The following is a 24,909-nucleotide window of genomic DNA, read 5'->3' as shown; positions in this document are numbered from 1 at the left end:
GTAGCGCGGTGCTCGTACGTGGCCCGGCGCGACCGAGACTTGGGGACCAGAGGGAATTTGGCTCTCAGGCGGGGCGAGGAATCGGGCCGCCGGTCCATAGCTTGCGATCACCTACTCGTGCGACGACAGGGATCGTTCATGCCCCAGACCCTCGCCCCGCCCGCCCGTACCCGTGCGCCGGGCAGTGACTTCGCACCGCTGGCCCGGCGGGTCCGTGACAGCGGGCTGCTGGAACGCCGCCGCGGATACTACGCCTGGATCATCGCCGTCAACGTGCTGGCCACCGCCGGGATCTGGCTGGCGGTGGCGCTGGCGGACGGGTCCTGGTGGGCGGTGGCGGCGGCGGTGCCGGCAGCGGTGGTCTTCGCGCGGACCGGGTTCCTGGGTCATGACGCGGGGCACCGGCAGATCGCCCGGTCGCCGAGGGCCAACCGGTGGCTGGGGCTGCTGTTCGGCAACCTGATGACCGGGATGAGCTACGGCTGGTGGAACGACAAGCACAACCGTCACCACGCCAACCCCAACCACGTCGACAAGGACCCGGACGTGGCGGCGGGCGTGCTGGTGTGGACGGCCGAGCAGGCCGCCGAGCGGAACGGGTTCGCCGGATGGGTGACCCGGCATCAGGCGCGGCTGTTCTTCCCCCTGCTGACGTTCGAGGGGTGGGCGCTGAAGGTCGCCAGTGCGCTGGACCTGCGGAACCGGCCGCTGCGGGACGCCCTGGTGGAGGGCGGGCTCCTGGCCGCCCACATGGCCGGTTACCTGGCGCTGGCGTTCACGCTGATGTCCCCGGCGCAGGCGGTGACGTTCATCCTCGTCCACCAGGCGCTGTTCGGCCTGCACCTGGGATGCGCGTTCGCCCCCAACCACAAGGGGATGGCGATGCCCGCGCCGGGGGAACGCTGGGACCACCTGCGCCGTCAGGTGCTCACCTCGCGCAACATCCGGGGCGGCGCGATCAACGACTGGCTGCTGGGCGGGCTGAACTACCAGGTCGAGCACCACCTGTTCCCGAGCGTCCCGCGCTGCAACCTGCGCAAGGTGCAGCCCCTGGTGCGCGAGCACTGCGCCCGGGTCGGCCTCCCGTACACGGAGACCGGCCTGCTGGAGTCGTACGCGCAGGCGCTGGGTCACATGCACGAGGTGGGCGACCCGCTGCGCGGCGACCGCGACCTCAGGTGAAGCGCGGTCAGGTGAAGCGCAAGGTGGCCGTGTCGGCCGACAGTTCGGCCCACATGCCGAACGGAAGGGTCAGCTGCGTCGGGCCGTGACCGGCGGGGAAACCCCACAGGACCGGCACGTCGAGCGGGCCGAGGCGGTCGCGCAGCATCGCGCGCAGTTCCTCCTCGGGCCCGCAGTCGACGAACGAGCCGAGCACGACACCGGTCACCCCCGCGAACCATCCCGCCCGCAGCAACTGGGTGAGGGAACGGTCGAGCCGGTAGGGGGATTCGGTGACGTCCTCCAGGAAGACGACGCGGTCGCCGGCCGGGGGAGCGCCCTCCTGCGCCCCCAGGCTGGTGGCCAGCAGAGTGATCGTCCCGCCGTGCAGCCGCCCCCGGGCGATGCCGGGGAAGAGCGCCTCGCCCTTGGGGGCCGTCAGCGCATCGGTGCCGGTGAACAGGGCCCGGTGCAGGGCCTCGGCGGTGGCGCGGTCCCTGCTGAGGGCGAGCCCGGCCGGCATGGGCCCGAAGTAGGTGACCAGGCCGAGGTGACGCGCCAGCGCCCCGTGTAGGGCGGTGACGTCGCTGGAGCCCAAGAAGATCTTGGGGCCGGCCTCCCGGACGCGTTCCCAGTCGATCAGGTCCAGCATGCGCTGGGCCCCGTAGCCGCCCCGCGCGCACAGGACGCCGCGCACCTCGGGGTCGGTCCACGCCTCGGTGAAGTCGGCGGCGCGTGCGGTGTCCGGACCCGCCAGGTACCCCGAGGCCGCCTCCGTATGGGGGGCGACCCGGACGCGCAGCCCCCAGCCCTCCAGGATCGCCACTCCGCGGCGCAGCGCGGCGGCCCCGACGGGCCCGCTGGGCGCGATGACCGTGACCAGGTCACCCGGTGCAAGCCTCATCTCCCCGCCTTCCTGCCGCCGGTCACCCGAAGAGCCTCCCACGACGCGGTGTTTTCCCGGCGGGACCCCGCGCCCGGCCGCCCCCCGTCCGGCGGGCGCTTGGCGGGCTTATTGCGGATGTCTGGAATGTCATTGGTCTTGGCCGTCCCCGGCGCGGCAACGAGTGCAGACATGACGTGCGCTGCTTAGTTCATTAAGTAGCAGTTTGGGGGGATGGCATGGCGAAGGTGCCTTTCGGGCCGCATCCGGACGATGCTTCAGGCCCGCGTGCCCACCCCCGGGGGCGGACACGGCAGCCCCTGCATCGTGCCTACCGCTGCCCGGCGACGGCCCGGTCGCCGCAGGTCCGGGAGGCGTCCGTCGAACGCTACCGGGGCTTCGCCGCCCTGCACGGCGTGCTGGCGGCCGGCCCCCAGATCAGGGTCGGCCGGCTGTGGGCGGGAGGCCTGATCGCCGCCCTGTGCGCGGTGCTGGTGACGGTGGCCGGTGCGCTCGTCGCCCGTGGCGTGCTGCACGTCCCGGTGCCGGTCCCGGTGAGCCCCCGCGTCGACGGGCTGGCGGTGAGCGCCGCCTACGCCCTGTGCATGGGGGCGCTGACCCTGCAGGCCACCGGGCTGCTCCACGTGCTGATGCTGGTCTCGCCGCGCCCGGTGAGCATGCTGGCCTGGGTCTGCGGGCCGGTGACCGGGATCGCCACGCTGGCGCCGCTCGTCGTACGGGCGGGACTGGAGGCCAGGATCGCGACCGCCGCGATCAACCTGGCGACGGGGCTGGTCGTGATCGGCCTGTTGGCCGCCACCGCGTCGCTGTCCGCCCGCTGGCCGGGACCACCGGACCTCGATCCGTGGCCGTAGGCGTCCGGCCTTCCGGTCCCGGACGCCTGGCCCCCGGGAAGATCCTCCGCACCCGGCGGACAGACCCGTCTGCCCGTTCTCCGGGGCCAGACAGGTCTGTCCAGTAAAGTCGACGGGTGACCGCAGCACCGCAGCTGGAACGGCGGCGTGCGGGCTCCGCCCGCCGCCGTGTCCTGGACACCGCCACCCGGCTGTTCTACGCCGAGGGCATCCGCGCCGTCGGCATCGACCGGATCATCGCCGAGGCCGGGGTGGCGAAGGCGACCTTCTACCACCACTTTCCGGCTAAGGACGACCTGGTCCGCACCTATGTGGAGGAGCAGAGCCGGCTGCAGCGGGACCACTTCGCGCGGATGCCGCGGGCCGAGCCGCGCGAGGCCCTCCTGACGGTGTTCGCCAGGATCGGCGAGGCCGGCGGCGACCCGCACTTCCGCGGCTGCGTGTTCCTCAACGCCGCGGCCGAGTACCCCGACGCCGGCCACCCGGTGCGCCGGGCGGTCGACGACCACCGCCGCTGGTTCCACGGGCTGCTGGCCGGGCTGCTGGAGGCCGGCGGCGACCCGGACGCCGCGCGTACCGCCGACATCCTCGTCGCCCTGCGCGACGGGCTGGTGGTCGGTGCCCATCTCGACGACCCGCACCGGGTCCGCGCCCTCATCGGCGACGCGGTCACCCGCGTCCTGGACGGTCCCCGCCCGACCGGCCGGCCCGGCGGTGCGATCCCCTGATTCGGCCGCCCGGGCCGGCGGTCCCGTCTGCGACCGTGGTGATCGGCCCGGCCGTGCCGGTGGGCCGCCGTCCCGTCAGGCGCCGGCGAAGCGGTCGAGCAGATCCTCCAGACGGAGCGAGCCGGCGCCCAGCGCGGCGTACATGTCATCGACCTCCGCGTAGCCCAGGTCGCGGGCGATGGACAGCGACTCGCCGTGCGCCTCGGCCGTCAGCAGGTCCACCCCGCGGTCGGCCAGCGCCCGCACCAGGCGGCGGCGGCCCAGGTCGGCGGCCTCCTCGGCGCGCCGGTGCGACAGCCAGAGCTGGATGTGGACGCGGGCCGGGGCGGTGGTGGCGATCTCCAGCCAGTCCGCCGACGGGCAGCCCTCCGGATCGGTCAGGATCTCCACCACGTAGCCGTTGCGCAGCTCGGCCGACAGCGGGGCCAGCCGCCCGTTGACCAGCGCGCCGATGCTGTGGTTGCCGGTCTCGGTGCCCAGCGCGTAGGCGAAGTCCAGCGCGCTGGCGCCCGCCGGCAGCGCCACGATCTCCCCGCCCGGGGTGAACGCCGCCAGATGGCCGACCGCCAGGTCGGTGCGCAGGCCGTCCAGGAAGTCGGCCGAGGCGGCGTCGGACTGCCAGGCCAGCAGCCGGCTCAGCCAGACCAGGTCGCGCCGGCCGGCCACGGCGTCGGCGGTGGCCGCCCCGTCGCCGGCGTCGCGGATGTGCGCCACGATCCCGTACTCGGCGACCGGATGCATCGCCCGGCTCTGGATGATCACCTCCAGCGGGTCGCCGTCCGGGCTGATCACCCGGGTGTGCAGCGCCTGGTACATGTTGAACTTGGGCAGCGCGATGTAGTCCTTGACCCGCCCCGGGCAGGGGCGTAGCGCGGCGTGCGCGGCGCCCAGCGCGATGTAGCAGTCGCGGTCGTCGCCGTCCACCACGACCAGCACCCGGGCAGCCTCGCCGGGCCGCAGCCCCACCACGGCGCTGCCGAAGTCCTGGTGCACCGCGTACAGGTGGCGGGGACGAACGGACACGTTGGCGGCCAGCCGGTGCTCGGCCAGCGACTCCCGCAGTCGGGCCAGCGCCGGGCCGAACGTGGCGCCGGCCCCGCGCAGCGCCTGTGCCGCCGCGGCCGCCGTCGCGGCGTGCGCGCCGGGGTCGCGGTGGGCGAAAGCCAGATCGTCCAGCTCCCGCTTGAGGGCGTGGATGCCCAGGCGCTCGGCGAACGGCACCAGTAGTTCCAGCGACGCGGTGGCGTACCGGGCCCGCTTGTGCGCGGGCTGGAAGCCCAGCGTGCGCAGGTTGTGCAGGCGGTCGGCCAGCTTGATCACCAGCACCCGCAGATCCGCCGCCGCGGCCAGCACGATCTTGCGGAAGGTCTCGGCCTCGCGCCGGTCGCCCCAGCGCTCGCCGTCCAGCTTGGTGACCCCGTCGACCAGGACCGCGACCTCCTCGCCGAAGTCGGCGCGCACCTCGCCGAGCGTGTACGGGGTGTCCTCGACGGTGTCGTGCAGCAGGGCGGCCACCAGGGTGGTGGTATCCATCCCCATCCCGGCCAGGATCATCGCCACCGCCAGCGGGTGGGTGATGTACGGGGCGCCCGACTTGCGGAGCTGGCCCCGGTGCATGCGCTCGGCCACGTCATAGGCCCGGCACAGCTCGCGGGCGTCGCCGTCGGAGAAGGCGGCGTGGCGGGCCGTCGCGCCCCGCGCCCGCAGCAGCGGGGCCAGCGCGGCCGCCACCTCGGCGCGCCGCGCGGCCCGCGGATCGGACCGGAGCCGGAGCGGGAACGGGCGTCCCCGGCGTCCCGCCCGCAGCGGGAGCCCGGCCTCCTGCGGATTGAGCGGCATCATCGCGTCACCTGGCGGCCCCTCGTGTAGCGCGGCTGCTACCGGCTGTAGTCGCCATTATGCGCGACGGGCCCGTTCCGGCGCGAGCGTCGTGGCGGGCCGTGTGATTTACACGGCTTTCACTCTCCCGTGATATCCGCCTTCCACTACGCAGGTATCAATGAACGGGACAGTCTTCGCGTTCTCTCCCCCGAATGGAGTTGAACCCCACGAAATGATCGTTTCTCCCGGAAGCCTGTACTCCGCGGTGTCGAACGTCACCTGCAAACTGCTGAACGGTCGGATCGCCGATCTGGGCCGTGTGCCGGCGGACCGGGTCGGCGGCGGGACCGGGCCGGCGGTGCACCGCTACCGTTCCCCCGAATGGCTGGTCCCGGCCGGGCCCCCGGTGCTGCTGGTGCCCTCGCCGGGCGCCCCCGCCCGCTGCTTCGACCTGCGCCGGGGCGGCAGCCTCGCCGAGCACGTGGCCGGTGCGGGCCGGCTGGCCTACCTGCTGGACGAGCACCGGGCCGGACCCGCGGACCCGGAGGCGGGCCTGACCGAGTGGGTCCGGCACATCCTGCCGGCGGCGATCCGCCGGGTGTCCCACGACGCGGGCGGCCAGCCGGTGCAGCTTGTCGGCTGGTGCCTGGGCGGCGTGCTGGCGCTGCTGGCGGCCGCCGACGACCCGGGCCTGCCGATCGCCTCCGTCGCGGCGATCGCCCCGACCACCGGCCTGCGACGGGCGGGCCCGGCCGACCGGCTGGCCGACCTCGAACGGCGCCTGCTGCGCCCCTACGGCACCCTCCTGCGGATCGACGACCGCGACCACCTGGCCCAGCTGGAGGCGGCCGACCACTTCGCCGCCGCCCTGCGGGTCCATCCCGGCCGTGCGCTCACCGAGCCGTACGCGGCGTTCCTGGGCGCCGGTGACCTGACGGGGGAGGGGCTGCGGCTCGGCGGCCGCCGGGTGGACCTGGCCCGGGTCGGCGTGCCGGTGTTGGCCGTCGCCGGGGCCGGCGATCGGACGGCGCCGCCGCGGGCGGTGCGCGACCTGACGCTGGCGCTGCGTTCCTCGCCGCGGGTGCGCTTCGAGATCGCCCCCGGCGACCATCTGAGCGTGCTGACCGGGATCCGGGCCCGCGCCACCACCTGGTCCCACCTGGACCGCTGGCTGGACGAGGGCATCCTGCGGCACGGCATCCGCCCGCACCGCCGCCCGGCCGCCGCCACCGTGTAGGGCCTCAGGGCGTCACCGGGCCGGCCGGTGCCTCCGGCGCGTCCGGCGTCTCCGGCGTCTCCGGTGCCTTCGGTGCGTCCGATGCCTTCGGTGCGTCGGGCGTCTCTCCGCCGGGAACGGCAGGGACCGGCTGCAGCGCGTGGGCCCCGGCGGCCAGCGCCAGTGGGACGGCCACCACCAGGGCCAGCGCCAGCACCGCCATGCCCGAGTCGTTGACCAGCGTGCCCACCACGGCGGTGGCCAGCGCGCCCATCAGGCCCGCCCGCAGCAGTGGCGCGTGCGCGTACACCTGCTCCAGCGCCGGGGCGCGCATCCGGCCGGGCCGCCGCAGCATCATGAACAGCAGCACCAGCGCGGCGGCCGCGATCGGCGTCAGGGTCGGGTTGAGCATCGTTTTCATCATGGCGCCGAACTTGCGTTCCACGGTCGGCCCCGCCTCGCCCGCCAGCAGTTCGCCGAAGAAGCGGCCCAGATGCGTACTGCTGCCCCGCAGATGGTCCAGATAGGCGATCGACAGCACCAGCACGCCGCCGACCGCGCAGAAGACCGCCAGCCGCACCAGGGAGATCCGCCGGCCCGCGACCATCATGGCGGCCACTGCCAGCCCCGGCACGATGGCGATCACGCCGCCGAAGTCGGCGCCCCACAGCGGCAGCCCGTCCAGGGCCATCGCCAGCGTGCCCAGCGCCAGCACGGCGGCGACCGCCCACCGCCGGGCCTGCTCGCCGTCGCCCCGCTCGGCGCCCCGGCCGACCAGCCACTGGGCCAGGCCCGCCCCGGTCAGCAGGATCGAGGTGGCGAACACCGAGAACGCGATGTTGCCCAGCCCGTAGTAGCGGCCCCCGACCAGCGGCGAGTACCCCATCAGGCTGTAGAGCTGCAGCCGGGTGCCGGTCAGCAGGTCCAGCCCCACCGTCGCGGCGGTCACGGCGGTCACCACCGTGCCCGGCCCGAGCAGGGTGCGCCGCCATGGCCCGGCCAGCGCCACCGTCACGATCAGCGCGTCGAACGCGGCGATGCCGCCCAGCAGCATCGGCTCGGGCGGCCCGCCCCGCCACCACGGCAGCAGGTTGACCAGGTAAGTCGACACCGGCACCGCGGCGCAGGCCAGCGCGACCACCCGCAGGACCGCCAGCACCCGGCGCCGTCCCCCGCCGTCCTGCCGGCGGCGCAGGATCACCATGGCCACCAGGTAGAAGGCCACCTGCGAGATGACCAGCCCGAGGAAGAACCGGGGCAGCACCGACTTGTAGGTCTGCGCCGCCACGTCGTGCCGGGCCAGTTCGGTGACGCCCGCCTCGCCCGCGAGCCGCCGCCCCTCGCCGCGCCACGGGGTGCCGATCACCTCGGTGGGCACGGCCAGGCCCGCCGAGACGAGCATCGTCGCGGTCACGTCCGGGGTGATCACGATGCCGTCGCGCCGGGTGGAGTCGGAGGTCAGGTAGGAGGCGGCCGGGATGCCCGGCCCGGCGGCGATGGCCACCCGCAGGTGCGGCCCGGCCGCGCTCGGGCCGTCGGAGATCCCCGACACCAGCACCGTCGTGGCGGCCGGCAGCGCGGCCAGCACCCGCCCGGCGGCGGCGTCCGCCCGGCGGACGGCCGCGGCCCGCGCGCCCGGCCCGTCGCCGGACCGCAGCAGGTCGTCGAGGTCGACGGCGGTCACCGGGCAGCGGGCCAGCACCGCCGCCGTGACCTGGGCGGCGGACGGGACGTACACGTCCACCCGGCCCTGCGGGTCGGCCAGCGCGAGCGCCCCGCCGGGCCCGACCGCGGTGGTGCATCCGCCGGCCTGCCGCACTGTTCCGCCCAGCAGCCCGACCGGTGAACGGAACTTCGACTCCACGTTGCTGTCACGGTACGTAGCGAAGTCCGGGACCACGGCGCCCTCGCCGGCGGTCACCGGAGCGGGGGGCGGCGCGTCGCAGGGCCCGCCGGGACGGGAGGAGCGGGTGCCCGCCGATACCGTCAGCCAGCCGTCGATCGGGCAGGCCACCGTGCCCACCGCCCGTACCGACAGCGCTCCCGCCGAGCCCTCGCGGGCCAGCCGCCACAGGTGTGGGGTGGCGCGCTCATCCAGCTCGTCCCAGCGTAGGGAGGGCACCCCGAGCAGGACCACCCGCCCCTGCGGCGCCGTGGCGTCCGCCGGTGCGGCGGCCGCCCGCGCCGGGAGGGCGCCGACCGTGCCGAGCCCGGGGGCGAGGACGGTCAGCAGCGCTAGGACCGGTGCCAGGACCAACGCCAGGACCGACAGGACCAGTACGCGCACGAACACCTCCGAGTGGACGGGCGGTGGCCCGTTGCCGCCTGAAACACGCCGCGTGATCGGCGACGACCGTATAGGGCGGGAGCCGGATTCGGGAGACATTCTCGGAACCTGGCGATTTCCGGGCGGCGGCTTTTCGGCTGCCGGTAAGGCGTTGGCCATGTCCCCGCCATCCACCGGGGCGAGGCGTGTCGATGAAGTGATCGGATCATCACTAACAGTAACGTGACGCGGCGTCGCGGGCCTCCGCCCGCGGCTGGACGGGGCAACGGGGACGTCGGGGGGCGTGGCATGACGGCGGACAGGGCCGGAACGCGCGGCGGCAGTACCGGGGAACGTGACCGGATCATCGGGATGACGCCGTTCGGGCTCCCGGCGGCCCGGCTGGCGGTCGCCGTCGCCCGGGCCGGCGCCCTGGGAGCGCTGGACCTCGGCCGCGACCGGGACGCGGCACTGGCCGCGCTGGAGCAGGTGGGCCGCTGGTGGGACGGGCCGTTCGCGGTCCGCATCCCGCCGGGCTGCCCCGTCCGGCCCGAGGAACTGCCGGAGGCCGCCGGCACCCTGCTGGTGGACGCGCCCGCCCTGGAGGCGGCGCGGCCCTACATGCCGGGCCGCCGGCTGCTGGTGGAAGTCGTCGACCCGGACGAGGCGCACGCGGCCGTACGGCTCGGTGCCGACGGGCTGATCGCCCGGGGCTGCGAGGCCGGCGGGCGGATCGGCGAGCTGACCACGTTCGTGCTGCTGCAGCGGCTGCTCGGCGACCCCGGGCTGTCCCACCCGGTGTGGGCGGCCGGGGGGATCGGCCCGCACACCGCCGCCGCGGCCGTGGCCGGCGGGGCCGCGGGCGTGCTGCTCGACGCCCAGCTCGCGCTGGTGCGGGAGCTGGACCTGCCGGATGAGGTGGCCGCCGCGATCGGCGCGATGGACGGCGGTGAGACCCGCGTGGTCGCCGGTCACCGCGTCTACACCCGCCCCGACCTGCCCGCCTTCGACACCGACGACCCGGCCGAGGTCCGGGCCCGGCTGGGCGCGCTGGATCTGCGCGGCAGGCTGCTGCCGATCGGGCAGGAGGGCGCGTTCGCCCGCCCGCTCGCCGAGCGGTACAAGACCGCCGGCGGTGTCGTGCAGGCCGTCGCCGGCCAGATCGGCCGCAACGTCGCCGCCGCCGTCCGCGCCGAGCCGCTGGCCCGCCCCGGCGGGCCGGCCGGGGGCCCGGTGTTCCAGGGGCCGATGACCAGGGTCAGCGACCGCGCCGCGTTCGCGGAGGCGGTCGCGCAGGACGGCGGGGTGCCGTTCCTGGCGCTGGCGCTGATGGCGGGGGAGGAGACCCGGCGGCTGCTGGCCGAGACCGCCGAACGGCTCGGCGACCGGCCCTGGGGCGTGGGCGTGCTGGGATTCGCCCCGCCCGAGATCCGCGCCGCCCAGCTGGCGGCGGTCCGCGCGGCCCGGCCGCCGTACGCGCTGATCGCCGGGGGCCGTCCCGCCCAGGCGGCTCCGCTGGAGGACGCCGGGATCGCCGTCTACCTGCACGTCCCCTCGCCCGGGCTGCTGGAACGGTTCCTGGCCGAGGGCGCCCGCCGGTTCGTCTTCGAAGGGCGCGAGTGCGGCGGCCACGTCGGCCCGCGCGCCGCCTTCCCGCTGTGGGAGGCGCAGGTCCAGCGGCTGCTGGCGTTCACCGACGAGCACCCGGACGCGGCGGCGGACCTGTCGGTGGCCTTCGCCGGCGGCATTCACGACGAGCGGTCGGCGGCGATGGTGGCCGCGCTGGCCGGGCCGCTGGCCGAACGCGGCGCCGAGATCCGCGTGCTGATGGGCACCGCATACCTGTTCACGCAGGAGGCGGTGGTGGCCGGCGCGATCGTGCCGGGCTTCCAGCGGGCGGCCGTCGCCTGCGAGCGCACCGTGCTGCTGGAGACCTCTCCGGGCCACGCCACCCGCTGCGCGCTGACCCCGTACGCCGAGGCCTTCGAGCAGGCCCGGCGGGACCTGTCGGACTCCGGCATGTCCCGCCAGGAGATGTGGGCGCGGCTGGAGCGCCTGAACCTCGGCCGGCTGCGGCTGGCCAGCAGGGGGCTGCGGCGCGAGGGCGACAGGCTGCTGGAGAGCGGCCAGGACGAGCAGTACCGCGAGGGCATGTTCATGATCGGCCAGGTGGCGGGGCTGCGCTCGGACGTCACCACCATCGCCGCGCTGCACGAGCAGGTCGGCGCCGGGGCCACCCGCTTCCTGGCCGACCGGGCGCGGGAACTGGGCCTGGGGGAGGCCGCCGAGCCGCGGCCGCGGCCGCTGGACGTCGCGATCGTCGGCATCGGCTGCGCCTTCCCGGGGGCGCGCGACGCCGCGGAGTACTGGGCCAACGTCGTCGGCGGCGTGGACGCCGTCACCGAGGTCCCCGCCGAGCGCTGGGACTCCGGCCTGTACTGGGACCCCGCCGGCCCCCCCGGCGAGAAGACCCCCTCCAAGTGGGGCGGGTTCCTGCCCGGCATCCCGTTCGACGCGCTGGCCCATGGCATTCCCCCCAACTCGCTCGGCAGCGTCGATCCGGTGCAACTGCTCGCGCTGGAGATCGCCGCCCGGGCCCTGGCCGACGCCGGGTACGCCGACCGTCCGTTCGACCGCTCCCGCACCGCGGTGATCTTCGGCGCTGAGGGGGGCACCGACCTGGGCACCGCCTACGGAGCCCGGGCCCTGCTGCCCGGATACTACGGCGAGGTGCCGCCCGGCCTGGACGAGCGGCTGCCGCGCCTGACCGAGGACTCCTTCCCCGGCGTGCTGTCCAACGTGATCGCCGGGCGGATCGCCAACCGGCTCGACCTCGGCGGCGCCAACTACACCGTCAACGCCGCCTGCGCCGCCTCGCTGGCCGCGCTGGACGCCGCCTGCAAGGAACTGGCCTGCGGCAGCGCCGACATGGTGCTGTGCGGCGGCGCCGACCTGCACAACGGCGTCTACGACTACCTGCTGTTCGCCTCAGCGCGGGCGCTGTCGCCGTCCGGCAGGTGCGCCCCGTTCGACGCCGGGGCCGACGGCATCGCGCTGGGCGAGGGTGTGGCCTGCGTGGTGCTCAAGCGGCTGGCCGACGCCGAACGCGACGGCGACCGGATCTACGCCGTCATCAAGGCGGTCGCGGGGGCCAGTGACGGGCGTTCCCGCGGGCTGACCGCCCCGCGGCCCGAGGGACAGCGGCTCGTGCTGGAGCGGGCCTACCGGGCCGCCGGGATCCGCCCGTCCCAGGTGGGGCTGGTGGAGGCGCACGGCACCGGCACCGCCGTGGGCGACCGCACCGAACTGGCCACGCTGACCGAGACGTTCGCCGGGACCGCGCCGGGCCGGGTCGTCCTGGGCTCGGTCAAGTCGCAGATCGGCCACACCAAGTGCGCCGCCGGGCTCGCCGGGCTCATCAAGGCCGCCTACGCCGTGCACACCGGGGTCCGGCCCGGCACGCTGCACCTGCGCGAGCCCACCCCGGCCTGGGACCGCCGGACCAGCCCGTTCGCGTTCGGTCACGCCCCGCGGCCGTGGGCCGCCGACCCGGCCGGGCGGTACGCCGGGGTCAGCGGGTTCGGCTTCGGCGGCACCAACTTCCACGCGGTGCTGGCCGGCTACGGCGGCGCCCCCGAGCCGGTGTCCGGGGTCGCCGAGTGGCCCGCGGAACTGTTCCTCATCCGGGGGGCCGACCGCGCCGAGGCCCGCGAGCGGCTGGACCGGCTCGCCGCCCACGGCACCGACGCCCGGCTGCGGGACCTGGCCCGCACGGCCGCCGCGTGGGATCAGGGACCCGTCCAGATCGCGCTGGTGGCCACCGGCCCGCAGGACCTGGCGGCCAAGATCGAGCAGGCCCGGCGGTTCCGGGCGGCGCCGGGCGTGTTCCCGGCCGGGTCGGGCGAGCGGGGGCAGGTGGCGTTCCTGTTCCCCGGGCAGGGCAGTCAGCGGCCCGGGATGCTCGCCGACCTGTTCGTGGCGTTCCCCCGGCTGCAACGGCTGCTGCGCTTGGGGGACGAGCGGTACGCCGAGGCGATGTTCCCACCCGCCGCGTTCACCGCCGAGGACCGCGGGAGGCAGCGGGCCGCCCTCACCGACACCCGGATCGCGCAGCCCGCGCTGGGCATCGCCGGCCTGGCCGTCCACCGGCTGCTGACCGAACTGGGCGTGCACCCCGACATGGCGGCCGGGCACAGCTACGGCGAGCTGGTCGCGCTGTGCGCGGCCGGGGTGTTCGGTGAGGACGACCTCATCGGGCTGAGCGCCGCCCGCGCGGAGGCGATCCTGAGCTCGGTGCGGGACAGCGGGGACGGCGACCCCGGCACGATGGCCGCCGTCGCCGCCACTGTCGACGAGGTGCGCGCGGTGATCGGCGGGCTGCCCCGGGTGGTCGTCGCCAACCACAACGCTCCCCGGCAGGTGGTGATCTCCGGGCCCACGGCCGCCGTCGAGGAGGCAGTGCGGGCGCTGGCCGCCGAGGGGCTGGCGGCCGAGCGGATCCCGGTGGCCTGTGCGTTCCACAGTCCGCTGGCCGGGGGAGCGGCGACCGGGCTGAGCGTGGAGCTGGCCGGGCGGCGGCTGCACTCGCCCGCCTTCCCGGTGTGGTCCAACGCCACGGCCGCCCCGTACCACACGGCGCCGGAACTGCTGGCCGCCACCCTGGCCGAGCAGGTCGCCGCGCCGGTGCGCTTCGTCGAGCAGATCGAGGCCATGTACGCCGCCGGGGCCCGGGTGTTCGTCGAGGCCGGCCCGGGCCGGGTGCTGACCCGGCTGGTCGGCCGGATCCTCGCCGACCGCCCGCACACCGTGGTCGCCTGCGACCGTCCCGCCGACGGGGCGGGCCGCGGCCTGGCCGGGCTGCACGGCCTGCTGCTGGCGCTGGCCGAGCTGGCCGCCGCCGGCGTCGAGGTCAACCCGCTGCCGCTGTTCGCCGGCCGCGACGCGAACGTCCTGCCGGCCGAGCCGCCCGCCCGGCCCGGGTGGGTCGTCGACGGCCACCTCGTCCGCACCGCCGACGGCGGCCATCCGGTGAACGGGCTGCGCCCGGCCGAGCGGATCGCCGCCCCGGCTCTACGGCCGCCCGACCGCGACACCGCCGTCCTGGAGTACCTGCGGATGAGCCGCGAGCTGGCGGCGGCGCAGCGCGACGTCGTGCTCGGCTACCTGGGTGCCCCCGTCCCGCCGCCCAGGAAGGACCCGGTGCCCGCCACGGCCCCGTCGCCGCACGTGCCCCCGCCCCGGCCCGTCCCGCAGGGCGACGACCCCGGCACCGAGGGCGGGGTCCCCGGGCCGCGGCGTGCCGAGGCCCCGGCGGAGAGCCTGCGCGAGCAGGTCCTCGCTGTGATCAGCGCGCGGACCGGCTATCCGGAGGACATGCTCGCCACCGGCCTGGACCTGGAGGCCGACCTGTCCATCGATTCCATCAAGCGCACCGAGATCATCGGGGACCTGGCCGACCAGGTGGGGCTGGCCGCGCCGGGCGGCGGCCCCGGCGAGCCGGTGGTCGAGCGGCTGTCGCGGATCAGGACCATCGACGAGATGGTGACCTGGCTCGGCGGCCATCTGCGCGAGGGCGGGGACCGGGGCGAGAACGGAGGCCGGGGCAAGGGCGGGACCGCCCCACGACCGGCGCCCGCCGCCCCGGCGGCCGTGCCGCCGCGCCGGCACGTGGTCCGCCCGGCGGAGCTGCCCGCGCTCGCCGCGCCGCCGCCGGGCCCCGGCCCGCTGACCGGCCGGCGATGCCTGGTCGTGGACGACGGCCGGGGCGTGGCGCCGGAGCTGGCCGCCCTGCTTGACCGCCACGGCGCGCACGTCCGCGTCGCCCCGGAGGTGGACGGCCGCGCCGACGCCGTGATCCACCTCGCCGCACTGCGCCCGTCCGGCCCGCCCGTCCTGCCCGGCGTGTACGGCGGGATCCGCGACGCGCTGCTGGGCGGGACCGGCCGCCTGCTGCTGGTGACCGGCACCGGCGGCACGTTCGGCCACGACGGTTCGCCCGACGCCGTCACCGGGGCGGGGCTGCGCGGGCTGGCCCGCACGCTGGCGCTGGAGTATCCCGAGGCGCTGGTGCGGGCGGTGGACCTGAACACCGGCGACGACCCGTGGGCCCTGGCGGAACGGCTCGTCGCCGAGCTGCTGGGCGAGCCCGGCCCGGTCGTCGTCGGGTACGAGGGCGACGCCCGCCGCACCCTCGCACTGGTCCCGGAGGAACTCGCCGGCGAGGCGTCCCTCCCCCTGGACCGGGACGGCGTCGTCCTCCTCACCGGAGGGGCCCGGGGCATCACCGCCCGCGTCTCGTGCGCGCTCGCCGCGGCCACCGGCTGCCACATCGAGATCATCGGCCGTACCCCGGTGCCGGAGCACGCCGAGGACCCGGCGTTGGCCACGGCCGTCGACGAGACGGCGCTGCGCCGGGTGCTCGCCCGGCAGGGCGGCCGCGCCCCCGCCGAGATCGAGGCCGCCGTCCGGCGGGTCCTGGCCGGGCGGGAGGTGCGCGCCACCCTGGCCGCGTTGGACGGCGCCGCCGCGTCCGTCCGCTACCACGCGCTCGACGTGTGCGACCCGCAGGCGGTGCGCGCCGCCGTCGAGGACGTGTACGCCCGGCACGGGCGGCTCGACGGCGTGGTCCACGGCGCCGGGGTGCTGGAGGACCGGCTGGTCCGCGACAAGGACCTGGCCTCCTTCGCCCGCGTCTACGAGACCAAGGCCGGGGCCGCCCGGACCCTGGCCGACGCGGTCCGCCCGGACCTGGGCTTCTTCGTGGTCTTCGGCAGCGTGGCCGGAACGCTGGGCAACCGGGGGCAGGCCGACTACGCCGCCGCCAACGACGCCTGCGCCACCCTGGCCCACGTGTGGCGGACCCGCCTGCACGGCCGGGTGCTGGTGGCCGACTGGGGGCCGTGGGCGGGCGGCGGTATGGTCACGCCCGAGCTGGCCCGCGAGTACGCCCGGCGCGGCACCGCCCTGCTGGACCCCGACGCCGCCGTGCGGGCCCTGCTCCGGGAGATCGCCGGCGGCACCGAGCCACAGGTCGTCCTCACCGGGGACACGCCATGACGCCGATCGCGATCGTGGGCATGGGCGCGGTGTTCCCCGGGGCGGGGACGGCGCGCGGGTTCTGGCGGAACATCCGGGCGGGCGTGGACGCCATCACCGACGTCCCCCCGCACCGGTGGGATCCGCAGGTCTACTACGACCCGGACGCCTACGAGGGGGCTCCGCGCAGCGGCCGGTTCTACTGCCGCCGCGGGGGGTTCGTGGACGAGCTGGCCACCTTCGACCCGACCGGGTTCGGGATCATGCCCGCCTCCGTCGACGGCATCGAGCCCGACCAGCTGCTGGCGCTGCGCACCGCCGCCGAGGCCATCGCCGACGCGGGCGGGGAGGAACGGCTGCCCGACCGGTTCCGGGTCGGCGTCGTGATCGGCCGGGGCGGCTACCTCACCCCCGGCCTGGCCCGCTTCGACCAGCGGGTGCACACCTCGCGTCAGCTCGTCGCCGCGCTGGAGGACCTGGTGCCCGGGCTGGGCGCGGACCGGTTGGAGGAGATCCGGCGGGCGTTCTGCGAGCGGCTGGGCCCGGACCGGCCCGACGGCTCGACCGGGCTGGTGCCCAGCTTCGCCGCCGCCCGCATCGCCAACCGCTTCGACCTGCGCGGCCCCGCCTACACCGTGGACGCCGCCTGCGCGTCGGCGCTGCTGGCGGTCGAGCACGCGGTGCGGGCGCTGCGTACCGGACAGTGCGACGCGATGCTGGCCGGGGCCGTCCACCACGCCCACCACGTGACGGTGTGGAGCCTGTTCAGCCAGCTGCGGGCGCTGAGCCCCAGCGGGCGGATCCGCCCGTTCGACCGGTCGGCCGACGGCACGCTGCTGGCCGAGGGCACCGGCATGCTGCTGCTCAAGCGGCTGGAGGACGCCCAGCGCGACGGGGACCGCGTCTACGCGGTGATCCGCGGGGTGGGCTGCGCCAGCGACGGGCGCGCCGCCGGGCTGATGAGCCCGCTGATCGACGGCCAGGTGCTGGCGGTGGAGCGGGCCTGGCGGGACGCCGGGCTGGACCCGCGCGAGCCGGGCGGCCTGGGCCTGGTGGAGGCGCACGGCACCGCGACTCCGGCCGGGGACGGCACGGAACTGCAGACCCTACGCCGCGTCTTCGGCACCGGCGGCCCGCCCGTCGGCCTGGGCACCGTCAAGTCGATGATCGGCCACGCCATGCCGGCCGGCGGCGTGGCCGGGCTGATCAAGGCGGCGTTCGCCGTGCACGACGGGGTGCTGCCGCCCACCCTGCACGTCGAGGAGCCGCATCCGGCCCTGGAGGGCACCCGGTTCCGGCCCGTCCGCGAGCCGGCCGAGTGGGAGGCCGGGCCGGGCGTCCCCCGCCGCGCCGCCGTCAACGCCTTCGGCTTCGGCGGGGCCAACGCCCACCTGGTGCTGGAGGAGGCGCCCGCCTCGGTGCGCGCCCGGCTGTCCCGGCGTCCCCGCCGTGCCGGGGCCGAGCAGGCCGGCGGGGTGCTGCGGCTGGCGGCGGCCTCGCCCGACGAGCTGGCCGCGCTGCTGGCCGAGCCGGACCCGGCGCTGGTCGCCCGGACCGGCACGGTGACGGGCGAGGGCCCCTGCCGGCTGGCGGTCGCGGCGCCCGAGCCGCAGCGCCTGGCGCTGGCCCGCACCATCGTGGCGCGCGGCCGGCCCTGGCGGGGACGTGGCGACATCTGGTTCACGCCCCGGCCGCTGCTGGCCCCGGGCGGTGGGATGACGGCGTTCCTGTTCCCCGGCTTCGAGCCGGTCTTCCGGCCCCGCGTGGACGGGGTCGGTGAGCGTTTTGGGCTGCCCCGGCCCCGCCTGACCGGCCGCGGCGACCTGCTGGGCCACGCCGTCGACGTCATCGGGGTCGGCCGGCTGCTGGCCGCCGCGCTGCGGGAGCTGGGGGTCGAGCCGGACCTGGTGGCCGGGCACAGCCTCGGCGAGTGGACCGCCATGATCGTCGCCGGGATGTACCCGCCGGACGCGGCCGACGCCTTCCTGGCCGCGCTGGACGAGCGGCCGGTGCACGTCCCCGACGTGATCTACGGGGCGCTGGGCTGCGGGGCGGGCCGGGCGGCCGAGGCCGTCGACGGGGTGGACGGCGTCACCGTCAGCCACGACAACTGCCCCCACCAGTCGGTCATCTGCGGCCCGCCCGGGGCCGTCCGCGAGGTGCTGCAACGGCTCGGCGCCGAGGGAGTGCTGGGGCAGGAACTGCCGTTCCGCTCCGGCTTCCACACCCCGATGGCGGCCGGATACCTGGACGCGGTGCGCGCCTCCTTCGACGTGCTGCCCGTCGAGCGGCCGACCGTGCCGGTGTGGTCGGCCACCACCACCGCGCCGTTCCCGGAGCGTCCCGACGAGGTGCGGGACCTGGTGGTGCGGCACGTGCTGGAGCCGGTGCGGTTCAGCGAGCTGATCGAGCGGCTCTACACCGACGCCGGAGTCCGGGCGTTCGTGCAGGTCGGGCCGGGCGGCCTGACCGGGTTCGTGGACGACCGGCTCGGCTCGCGCGAACACCTGGCCATCGCCGCCAACGTCCCGGCGCGCGACGGCCTGGCCCAGCTCCACTGCGTGGCCGCCGCCCTGTGGGTCGACGGATACGGCACGGACGGGGACACCGGCGGCGCCCCGCCCGCCCAGACCGCCGCCCCGGGGCTGCGGCTGGACCTGGGCACCCCGCTGATCCGGTTGAAGGACGCGGTGCCCCCGCTGATCGACACGGCCGCCGAGCAGCCTCCCGCGCTGCCCGCCGACACCCCGGTCATGGCGGAGTTCGACGCGCTGGTGCGCGACACCGTCACCGGCGCGCGCACCGTCCTGGAGGCGCTGGACGCGGGGTCCGGGCGGGACCGCGCGGCCGAGCCGACCCGGTCGCGGGTCTTCTCGCTGGAGACCATGCCCTACGTCGCCGACCACTGCCTGATCGCGCAGCGCGCCGGCTGGCCCGACTCCTCCGACCGCTTCCCCGTGGTCCCGCTGACCACGCTGCTGGAGGTGATGGCCGAGACCGCCCGCGAACTGCTGCCCGGCCAGGTCGTCACCGGCTTCGAGAACGTGCGGGCGCTGCGCTGGGTGGTCGCCGCGCCGCCCACCACCACCGCCGTCCACGCCCGGGTGACCGCGCCCGGCCGGGTCGAGGTCCGCGTCGGCGACTACACCGACGGGGTCGTGCTGCTGGCCGACCGGTACTCGAGCCCGCCCGAGCCCGACCGTACCCCGCTGACCGGGGAGGGGCCGCCCGCCGTGACCGCCGAGCGGTTCTACGCCGAGCGGTGGATGTTCCACGGCCCCCGCTACCAGGGCGTCCAGGACATCCGCACACTGGCCGGGGACGGGCTGCGCGCCGGGGTGGTCGCGCTACCCGCGCCGGGCGCGCTGATGGACGCCGCCGGGCAACTGTGCGGCCACTGGATCCAGGTGTACGGGGACAAGGACCAGACGGTGTTCCCCGTCGGCATCGAGCGGGTCACCTGGTACGGCCCGCAGCCGCCCGAAGGGGAGCGCCTGGACGTCACTGTCTGGAACCGCACCGTCTCCGACACCACTGTCCGGTGCGACGCCGAACTCGTCCGCGCCGACGGCACGGTGTGGGGACGCGTCGACGGCTGGACGACGCACCGCTTCTACACCGACGAGGCGGTCTGGCGGATGAAGTTCACCCCCGAGGTCTCCGGCGTCGGCGAGCCGCAGCCCGGCGGCTGGTGCCTGGCCCGCCGGCACTGGGACGGGGCGTCCTCGCGGGACCTGCTGATGCGGCACTACCTGTGCGCCGCCGAACGCGCCGAGTACGACCGGCTCGCCGGGCGCGCCCAGGGCCCGTGGCTGCTCGGCCGGATCGCCGTCAAGGACGCCGTCCGGCACTGGCTGTGGGAGCAGGGGCACGGCCCGCTGTTCCCGGCCGAGCTGACCGTGCACAATGACGCCGCCGGCCGGCCCGAGGTGAGGGGCCCCTTCGACGCCCGCCTGTCGGTGTCGATCGCGCACACTGCGGACCTGGCCGCCGCGCTCGTCCGGCCCGCCCCGCAGCCGGCCGGCATCGACGTGGAGGCGGTCAGGACCGACAGCGCGCCGATCGAGGGGGTCGCGCTGACCGAGACCGAGCGGGCGCTGCTGGAGCGGCTGGCCGAACGGCCCGACACCGACCGGGCCACCGCCGTCACTCGGTTGTGGACCGCCAAGGAGGCCGCCGCCAAGGCCGCCGGCACCGGGCTGCAGGGCAGGCCGCAGGACTTCGTGGTCACCGCCGCCGACGGGGACCGGCTGCTGGTGGTCACCGGAGGCGAGGTGACGGCCGTGCAGACCTGCCTGGTGGACGGGCACGTCGTCACCTGGACCGTCGCGCCGCGGCCCGAGGACGCATGAGGCCGGGGACCGCGGCGGCCGCAACGGAAACGAGGAGTTGAGCACATGGCACACCAGCCGGACGTCCTGGCCGAGGTCACCGGGATGCTGGGCGAGGTGATCGGCCACGACCTGCTGCCGGTGCTGCGGGTCGGCCGGGACACCACGTTCGCGGGGGACCTGGCCCTGGAGAGCATCGAGTTCGTGGCGCTGGCCGACCGGGTCCGGCGGCGGTACGGCGACCTGGTGGATCTGCCGGGCTTCTTCGCCGGGATGGACCTGGACCGGCTGGCGGCCCTGACCGTCGGCGACCTCGTCGACCATGTCGAGCGGCGGCTGGCGGCGGCACATGCCTGAGGTCACCGCCCGCGGGCTCCGCTTCCACGTACAGGAACTCGGCCCTCCCGAGCCGGCCGGCGACGCGCCGGTGGTGGTGTTCGTGCACGGCCTGGCCATCGACAACCTGACCAGCTTCCTGTACACGCTGGCCGGGCCGCTGGCCCGGGCCGGGGCGCACTGCGTGCTGTACGACCTGCGCGGGCACGGCCTGTCGGAGCGTCCCGCCACCGGCTACACCGCCGCCGACGGCGTGGCCGACCTGTTCGGGGTGCTCGACGCGCTGGGCCACCGGCGGCCGGTCCACCTGGTCGCCAACAGCTTCGGCGGGGTGATCGCGCTGAACGCCGCGCTGGCCCGTCCCGGCCGTGTCGCCGGGCTGGTGATGATCGAGGCCTACGGCCCGGCCTGGCACACCGGGGACTGGAACGAGCACATGCTCAACACGCTCGGCAAGAGCGCGCTGACCCTGGAGTACGAGAGGACCGCCGAACGGCTCCTGGAGATCGGCTGGCGGCGCCAGGGCAGGCAGACCGCCACCGCCGCCGCGCTGCTCAACGGCACCAGCCTGCTGGCCGACCTGGCCGCCGCCGACCCGGTCCCGCCGCCGGGCCTGACCGGGCTGGCCTGCCCGGTGCTGGCGGTGTACGGGGAGCACTCCGAGGTCGCCGGCGCGGGACGCCTCCTGCTCCGCCATGCCCCGGACTGCTCCCTGCACCAGATGGCCGGATACGCCCACACGGTCCTCACCGACGGCACCGCGGAACTGCTCGGCGTCATGCTGCCCTGGCTGGCGGACCGTGCCGGTCTGCGCGTCCCCGTGGAGGTCTCGTGATCCCGGGGCTCCAGGGGGGCGGGTCGCGCGGGTCGCGCTTCCTGTTCGCGGTGCCGCCGCTGGCCGGGCACGTCAACCCGACCGTGGCGGTGGGCGCGGAACTGGCCCGACGCGGGCACGAGGTCGCCTGGGTCGGCCACCCGCCGGACGTCCGCCCGCTGCTGGGGAACGGGGCCAGGCTGTATCCGGCCCCCGGCGAGGAGTTCACGCCCCTGCTGGAGGCGGCCCGCCGGGAGGGGCGGGCGCTGCACGGACCGGCCGCGTTCCGGTTCCTGTGGGAGGGCTTCATCGTCCCGCTCGGGCATGTGATGATGCCGGGCGTCGAGGCGGCCGTCGAGGACTTCCGACCGCACGTCGTCATCGCCGACCAGCAGGTGCTCGCCGCGCCCGTCGTGGCGCGCCGCCGGGGCCTGCCGTGGGCCACCTCCGCGACCACCTCGGCGGAGCTGGCCCGGCCGATGGCGGCCTTCCCCAGGATCGAGCGGTGGGCCGGCGACCTCATCGAGGACTTCCAGCGCGCGTACGGCGACCCCGACCCGATGGACCTGCGATTCTCCGACTATCTCGTGCTGGTCTTCTCCACCCCCGCCCTCGTGGACGAGGCCGAGGGGTGCCCCGACCACTACGCGTTCGTCGGGCCCGCGCTGGGCCGCCCCTCCTCTGGCACGTTCCCGTGGCGGTGGCTGGACGGCGAACGCCCGGCCATCCTGGTCTCGCTGGGCACGGTCAGCGCCGACCCCCGTGAACGGTTCTTCGGCGTCGCCGCCGAGGCCGTCGCGGGCCTGGACGTGCAGGCCGTCTTCGTCGCCCCGCCGGAGGCCGTGCCCGATCCGCCGCCCAATGTGCTGGTCCGCCGGCATGTCCCCCAGTTGGCGCTGCTGCCGAGGCTGTCAGCGGTGGTCTCCCACGGTGGCCACAACACGGTGTGCGAGACGCTCGCCCATGGCCTGCCGCTGGTCGTCGCCCCCATCCGGGACGACCAGCCGGTCAATGCCCATCAGGTGGCCCGCGCGGGAGCGGGGATCGTCGTGCCGTTCTTCCGCGTCCGGCCACCGCGACTGCGGGAGGCGATCACGACCGTGCTGACCGAGGACTCCTACCGCCACGCCGCCTGTGCCGTCCAGGCGTCCTTCCGGACCGCCGGGGGAGCGCGGGCCGCCGCCGACCGACTGGAGAAGCTGACATGACCGGACGTTCTTCCGCCAGGGCCGCCGTCTCGGGGCCGCCGCTCGTCCTGCCGGGCTGCCGCCGGGGCTTCCGGCCGGTGGGGGTGGTCTGATGGGCGAGGCGGGCATCGCCGGGCGGCTGGAGGCCGATCCCGACATACGCCTGACCGCGTACGTGTTCAGCCGCGTGTACGGAGACCTCCCGCAGGGGGCGTGGCGTGCCCCGGGGACGCTGACGTTGCTGGGCGGCCCCGAGGCGGCGCTGACGGTGGCGCTGCCGTGGGGGGCCGTCGTCGCCGCGGCGCCGTGCGCGGACGGGTCGGAGCTGTATTCGCTGAACCATCACGAGGGCCCCTTGGCGCCGTCGCCGGGAATGCGCCCGCCACCGTGGGCGCTGCCGTGCGTGCGGGCGCTGGAGTCCGTCCCGGCCGGGGCGGGTCTGCGGGTGGCCGTCAATCGTCTCCTGCCCGACCAGATGGGGCTGTTGTCCGGGGCGGAGACGTTCTCCGCGGTGTCCCTGGCGCTGCGCGACCTGCGGGGGCTGGAGCCGTCCGGCGCCGATCCGTGCTCGCTGCACGGCCCGGCCCGCGCCCTGCTGCTGCGTGCCGGGTCGGCCGCCGAACCCGTCCCGTTCGACCTGGAGGCGGCGGGGCTGCGGCTCCTGCTGGTCGAACTCGGCCCCGGTGGCACCGGGCCGGCCTCGTCCGAGGCCCGTGCCGGGGACACCGTCGCGGTGGCCGAGCGGCTGCGCGGTGGGGACTGCACGGCCCTGGGCGCGATGCTCACGCAGGCTCATCGGCCGGGGAACGAGGCAGCGGACCTGGCCTTGGAGGTCGCCCTCGGCGTCGGAGCGCTCGGCGGCCGCAGGATCGGCCGGTGCGTGCTGACCCTCGCACCCGTTCCCCGCATCCGGGACATCCGCACGGCCGTCACCACCCGGCTGGAGGGACTCACCGTCCGCCCGCCCCGCTTCCTCACGGCCGTCCCCTCGGACGGCGCTCACCGCGTCGCCTGAGGAGACCACCCGTCAGGAACGGGCCACGCGGGTCACCGCCGCCGACAGGCGGTACATGCCGGGCTTCCTGTGGTCCGCCGACGCCGCGCCGGCCACCGCCCTCGTCAACGGCGAGGAGCGCTACGCCCTCCACATCGGACGGAAACTCGCCCGCCTCAATGGCGTCCTCTGGCATTCGTCCGATCTCACCCCGCAGATCCGGCAAGGGCCGCCCCGGGTGTTTGGCGTCGCTTGGCGACCCGATCGCGTGTCCATCAGTTTCCGTTAGCTGTCGAACACGGTATGTAACCGGGGCGATCCAGGCTCGGCGACGATGCCGGGCGGAGGAGGAGAAATGACGTACACCGCAGTCCAACCCGGACAGACCGGGGCCCAGCAGCCCTTCGGCCAGATCGGCCAGATCGGCCAGCCGTACGGCCAGATGGGGCAGATCGCTCAGTACCCGCTGCTGCACCAGCTGGTGAGCAACGCGATCCAGCAGGCCCTCTCCCAGCAGGGGCAGATGGGTCAGCAGCCCTACGGCCCGATGGGCCAGATCGGCCAGATCGGCCAGATGGCCCAGCAGTATCCGCTGCTGTACCAGTTGGTGAGCAACGCGATCCAGCAGGCTCTTTCCCAGCAGGGGCAGATGGGGCAGCAGTCCTACGGCTCGATGGGGCAGATCGGCCAGCCGTACGGCCAGATGGGGCAGATCGCTCAGTACCCGCTGCTGCACCAGCTGGTGAGCAACGCGATCCAGCACATCCTCTCCCAGCAGGGGCAGATGGGTCAGCAGCCCTTCGGCCCGATGGGCCAGATCGGCCAGCAGCCGATGATGACGGGCGCCTACTGAGAAGAGCAGCCGATGTCCGCAGGCAACGGGAGCGTGAGCTATGGCGCCCTGCCCGAGCAGCTCCGGTCCGTCGCCGGGCCGGCCACGGGGCCGCTGAGGGGTCAGTGCGCGACGGCGCTGCAGCATCTGTACGGATGGCTGCAGGTCGCGGTCCCGCAGCAGCCACAGCTCGCGACGGCGATCCCGCCGCTGGTGCAGGCGGTGCAGCTGTACCGGGCCGGGCTGGATGACGCGTGCGCCGCACAACTGCAGTGGGTGATCGCCCAGCTGCATCAGACGCGGGTGTTGCGGCCGACGCTGCCGCCGCTGTGAGCGATCGCGTAAGGGCCCGGGCCGGGCGGTGCTGGTCCGGGTCCACCCGACGGACGCCGGTCCGGGTCCGCCCGATGACCGGGGCGGGAACGGACGC

16 protein-coding genes are annotated in these 24,909 nt (G+C 75.7%); 13 read left to right on the top strand and 3 right to left on the bottom strand.

Annotation, left to right across the window (positions count from 1 at the left end):
* The first annotated feature begins 138 nt into the window (after positions 1-138).
* On the top strand, positions 139-1,182 hold the full coding sequence (locus tag C4U03_RS09270) for a fatty acid desaturase family protein (protein ID WP_103937265.1): 1,044 nt from the start codon (positions 139-141) through the stop codon (positions 1,180-1,182).
* Between the two features lie 7 nt (positions 1,183-1,189).
* Here the strand turns inward: C4U03_RS09270 and C4U03_RS09265 are convergent, their stop codons facing one another.
* Positions 1,190-2,065 carry a S66 peptidase family protein gene (locus tag C4U03_RS09265; RefSeq protein ID WP_103937264.1) on the bottom strand — a complete coding sequence of 292 codons (876 nt, stop codon included), beginning with the start codon at positions 2,063-2,065 and terminating at the stop codon, positions 1,190-1,192.
* Positions 2,066-2,283: 218 nt separating this feature from the next.
* Here C4U03_RS09265 and C4U03_RS09260 point away from each other — a divergent pair, with 218 nt between their 5' ends.
* The gene (locus C4U03_RS09260; protein WP_103937263.1) at positions 2,284-2,919 is read left to right on the top strand and encodes a DUF6069 family protein; all 636 of its coding nucleotides are present in this window, start codon (positions 2,284-2,286) and stop codon (positions 2,917-2,919) included.
* Positions 2,920-3,035: 116 nt separating this feature from the next.
* Positions 3,036-3,647 (top strand): TetR/AcrR family transcriptional regulator, encoded by a 612-nt coding sequence (locus tag C4U03_RS09255; RefSeq protein ID WP_200827154.1) that lies wholly within the window; start codon positions 3,036-3,038, stop codon positions 3,645-3,647.
* A 75-nt stretch (positions 3,648-3,722) separates the two neighbouring features.
* Here C4U03_RS09255 and C4U03_RS09250 read toward each other — a convergent pair whose 3' ends face one another.
* Positions 3,723-5,489, bottom strand: a complete 1,767-nt coding sequence (locus C4U03_RS09250; protein ID WP_103937262.1) for a RelA/SpoT family protein — start codon at positions 5,487-5,489, stop codon at positions 3,723-3,725.
* A gap of 211 nt (positions 5,490-5,700) precedes the next feature.
* Here C4U03_RS09250 and C4U03_RS09245 point away from each other — a divergent pair, with 211 nt between their 5' ends.
* On the top strand, positions 5,701-6,705 hold the full coding sequence (locus tag C4U03_RS09245) for an alpha/beta hydrolase (protein WP_103937261.1): 1,005 nt from the start codon (positions 5,701-5,703) through the stop codon (positions 6,703-6,705).
* Positions 6,706-6,709: 4 nt separating this feature from the next.
* On the opposite strand, the gene C4U03_RS09240 is transcribed toward C4U03_RS09245, so the two are convergent.
* Positions 6,710-8,971 carry a hypothetical protein gene (locus C4U03_RS09240; RefSeq protein ID WP_146087291.1) on the bottom strand — a complete coding sequence of 754 codons (2,262 nt, stop codon included), beginning with the start codon at positions 8,969-8,971 and terminating at the stop codon, positions 6,710-6,712.
* A 288-nt stretch (positions 8,972-9,259) separates the two neighbouring features.
* On the opposite strand from C4U03_RS09240, the gene C4U03_RS09235 reads away from it, so the two are divergent.
* From C4U03_RS09235 to C4U03_RS09200, 9 genes are all read left to right on the top strand, one after another.
* Positions 9,260-16,006, top strand: a complete 6,747-nt coding sequence (locus tag C4U03_RS09235) for a type I polyketide synthase (protein ID WP_200827153.1) — start codon at positions 9,260-9,262, stop codon at positions 16,004-16,006.
* Complete coding sequence (locus C4U03_RS09230) at positions 16,003-20,337, top strand: type I polyketide synthase (protein WP_103937259.1); 4,335 nt, start codon at positions 16,003-16,005, stop codon at positions 20,335-20,337. Before C4U03_RS09235 ends, C4U03_RS09230 begins: the two co-directional genes overlap by 4 nt.
* A gap of 45 nt (positions 20,338-20,382) precedes the next feature.
* Entirely contained in the window at positions 20,383-20,673 is a 291-nt protein-coding gene (locus C4U03_RS09225) for an acyl carrier protein (RefSeq protein WP_103937258.1), read from the top strand.
* Positions 20,666-21,487 carry an alpha/beta fold hydrolase gene (locus C4U03_RS09220; RefSeq protein WP_103937458.1) on the top strand — a complete coding sequence of 274 codons (822 nt, stop codon included), beginning with the start codon at positions 20,666-20,668 and terminating at the stop codon, positions 21,485-21,487. Before C4U03_RS09225 ends, C4U03_RS09220 begins: the two co-directional genes overlap by 8 nt.
* Entirely contained in the window at positions 21,484-22,674 is a 1,191-nt protein-coding gene (locus C4U03_RS09215) for a glycosyltransferase (RefSeq protein ID WP_235017730.1), read from the top strand. The genes C4U03_RS09220 and C4U03_RS09215 overlap by 4 nt, the downstream gene beginning before the upstream one ends.
* Before the next feature lie 91 nt (positions 22,675-22,765).
* Positions 22,766-23,668 carry a galactokinase family protein gene (locus C4U03_RS09210; protein ID WP_103937257.1) on the top strand — a complete coding sequence of 301 codons (903 nt, stop codon included), beginning with the start codon at positions 22,766-22,768 and terminating at the stop codon, positions 23,666-23,668.
* 55 nt (positions 23,669-23,723) lie between these two features.
* Positions 23,724-23,936, top strand: coding sequence for a hypothetical protein (locus tag C4U03_RS39810; RefSeq protein ID WP_146087290.1), 213 nt, complete (start codon positions 23,724-23,726; stop codon positions 23,934-23,936).
* Between the two features lie 66 nt (positions 23,937-24,002).
* On the top strand, positions 24,003-24,500 hold the full coding sequence (locus C4U03_RS09205) for a hypothetical protein (RefSeq protein WP_103937256.1): 498 nt from the start codon (positions 24,003-24,005) through the stop codon (positions 24,498-24,500).
* Positions 24,501-24,533: 33 nt separating this feature from the next.
* Complete coding sequence (locus C4U03_RS09200; RefSeq protein ID WP_146087289.1) at positions 24,534-24,812, top strand: hypothetical protein; 279 nt, start codon at positions 24,534-24,536, stop codon at positions 24,810-24,812.
* Positions 24,813-24,909 lie beyond the last annotated feature (97 nt).

Origin of the sequence: Thermomonospora echinospora, from assembly GCF_900108175.1 — a bacterium.
GTDB classification, from domain to species: Bacteria; Actinomycetota; Actinomycetes; order Streptosporangiales; family Streptosporangiaceae; genus Thermomonospora; species Thermomonospora echinospora.
The sequence above is the reverse complement of the archived record's forward strand: the minus strand, read 5'-3'. Positions and strand labels throughout refer to the sequence as shown.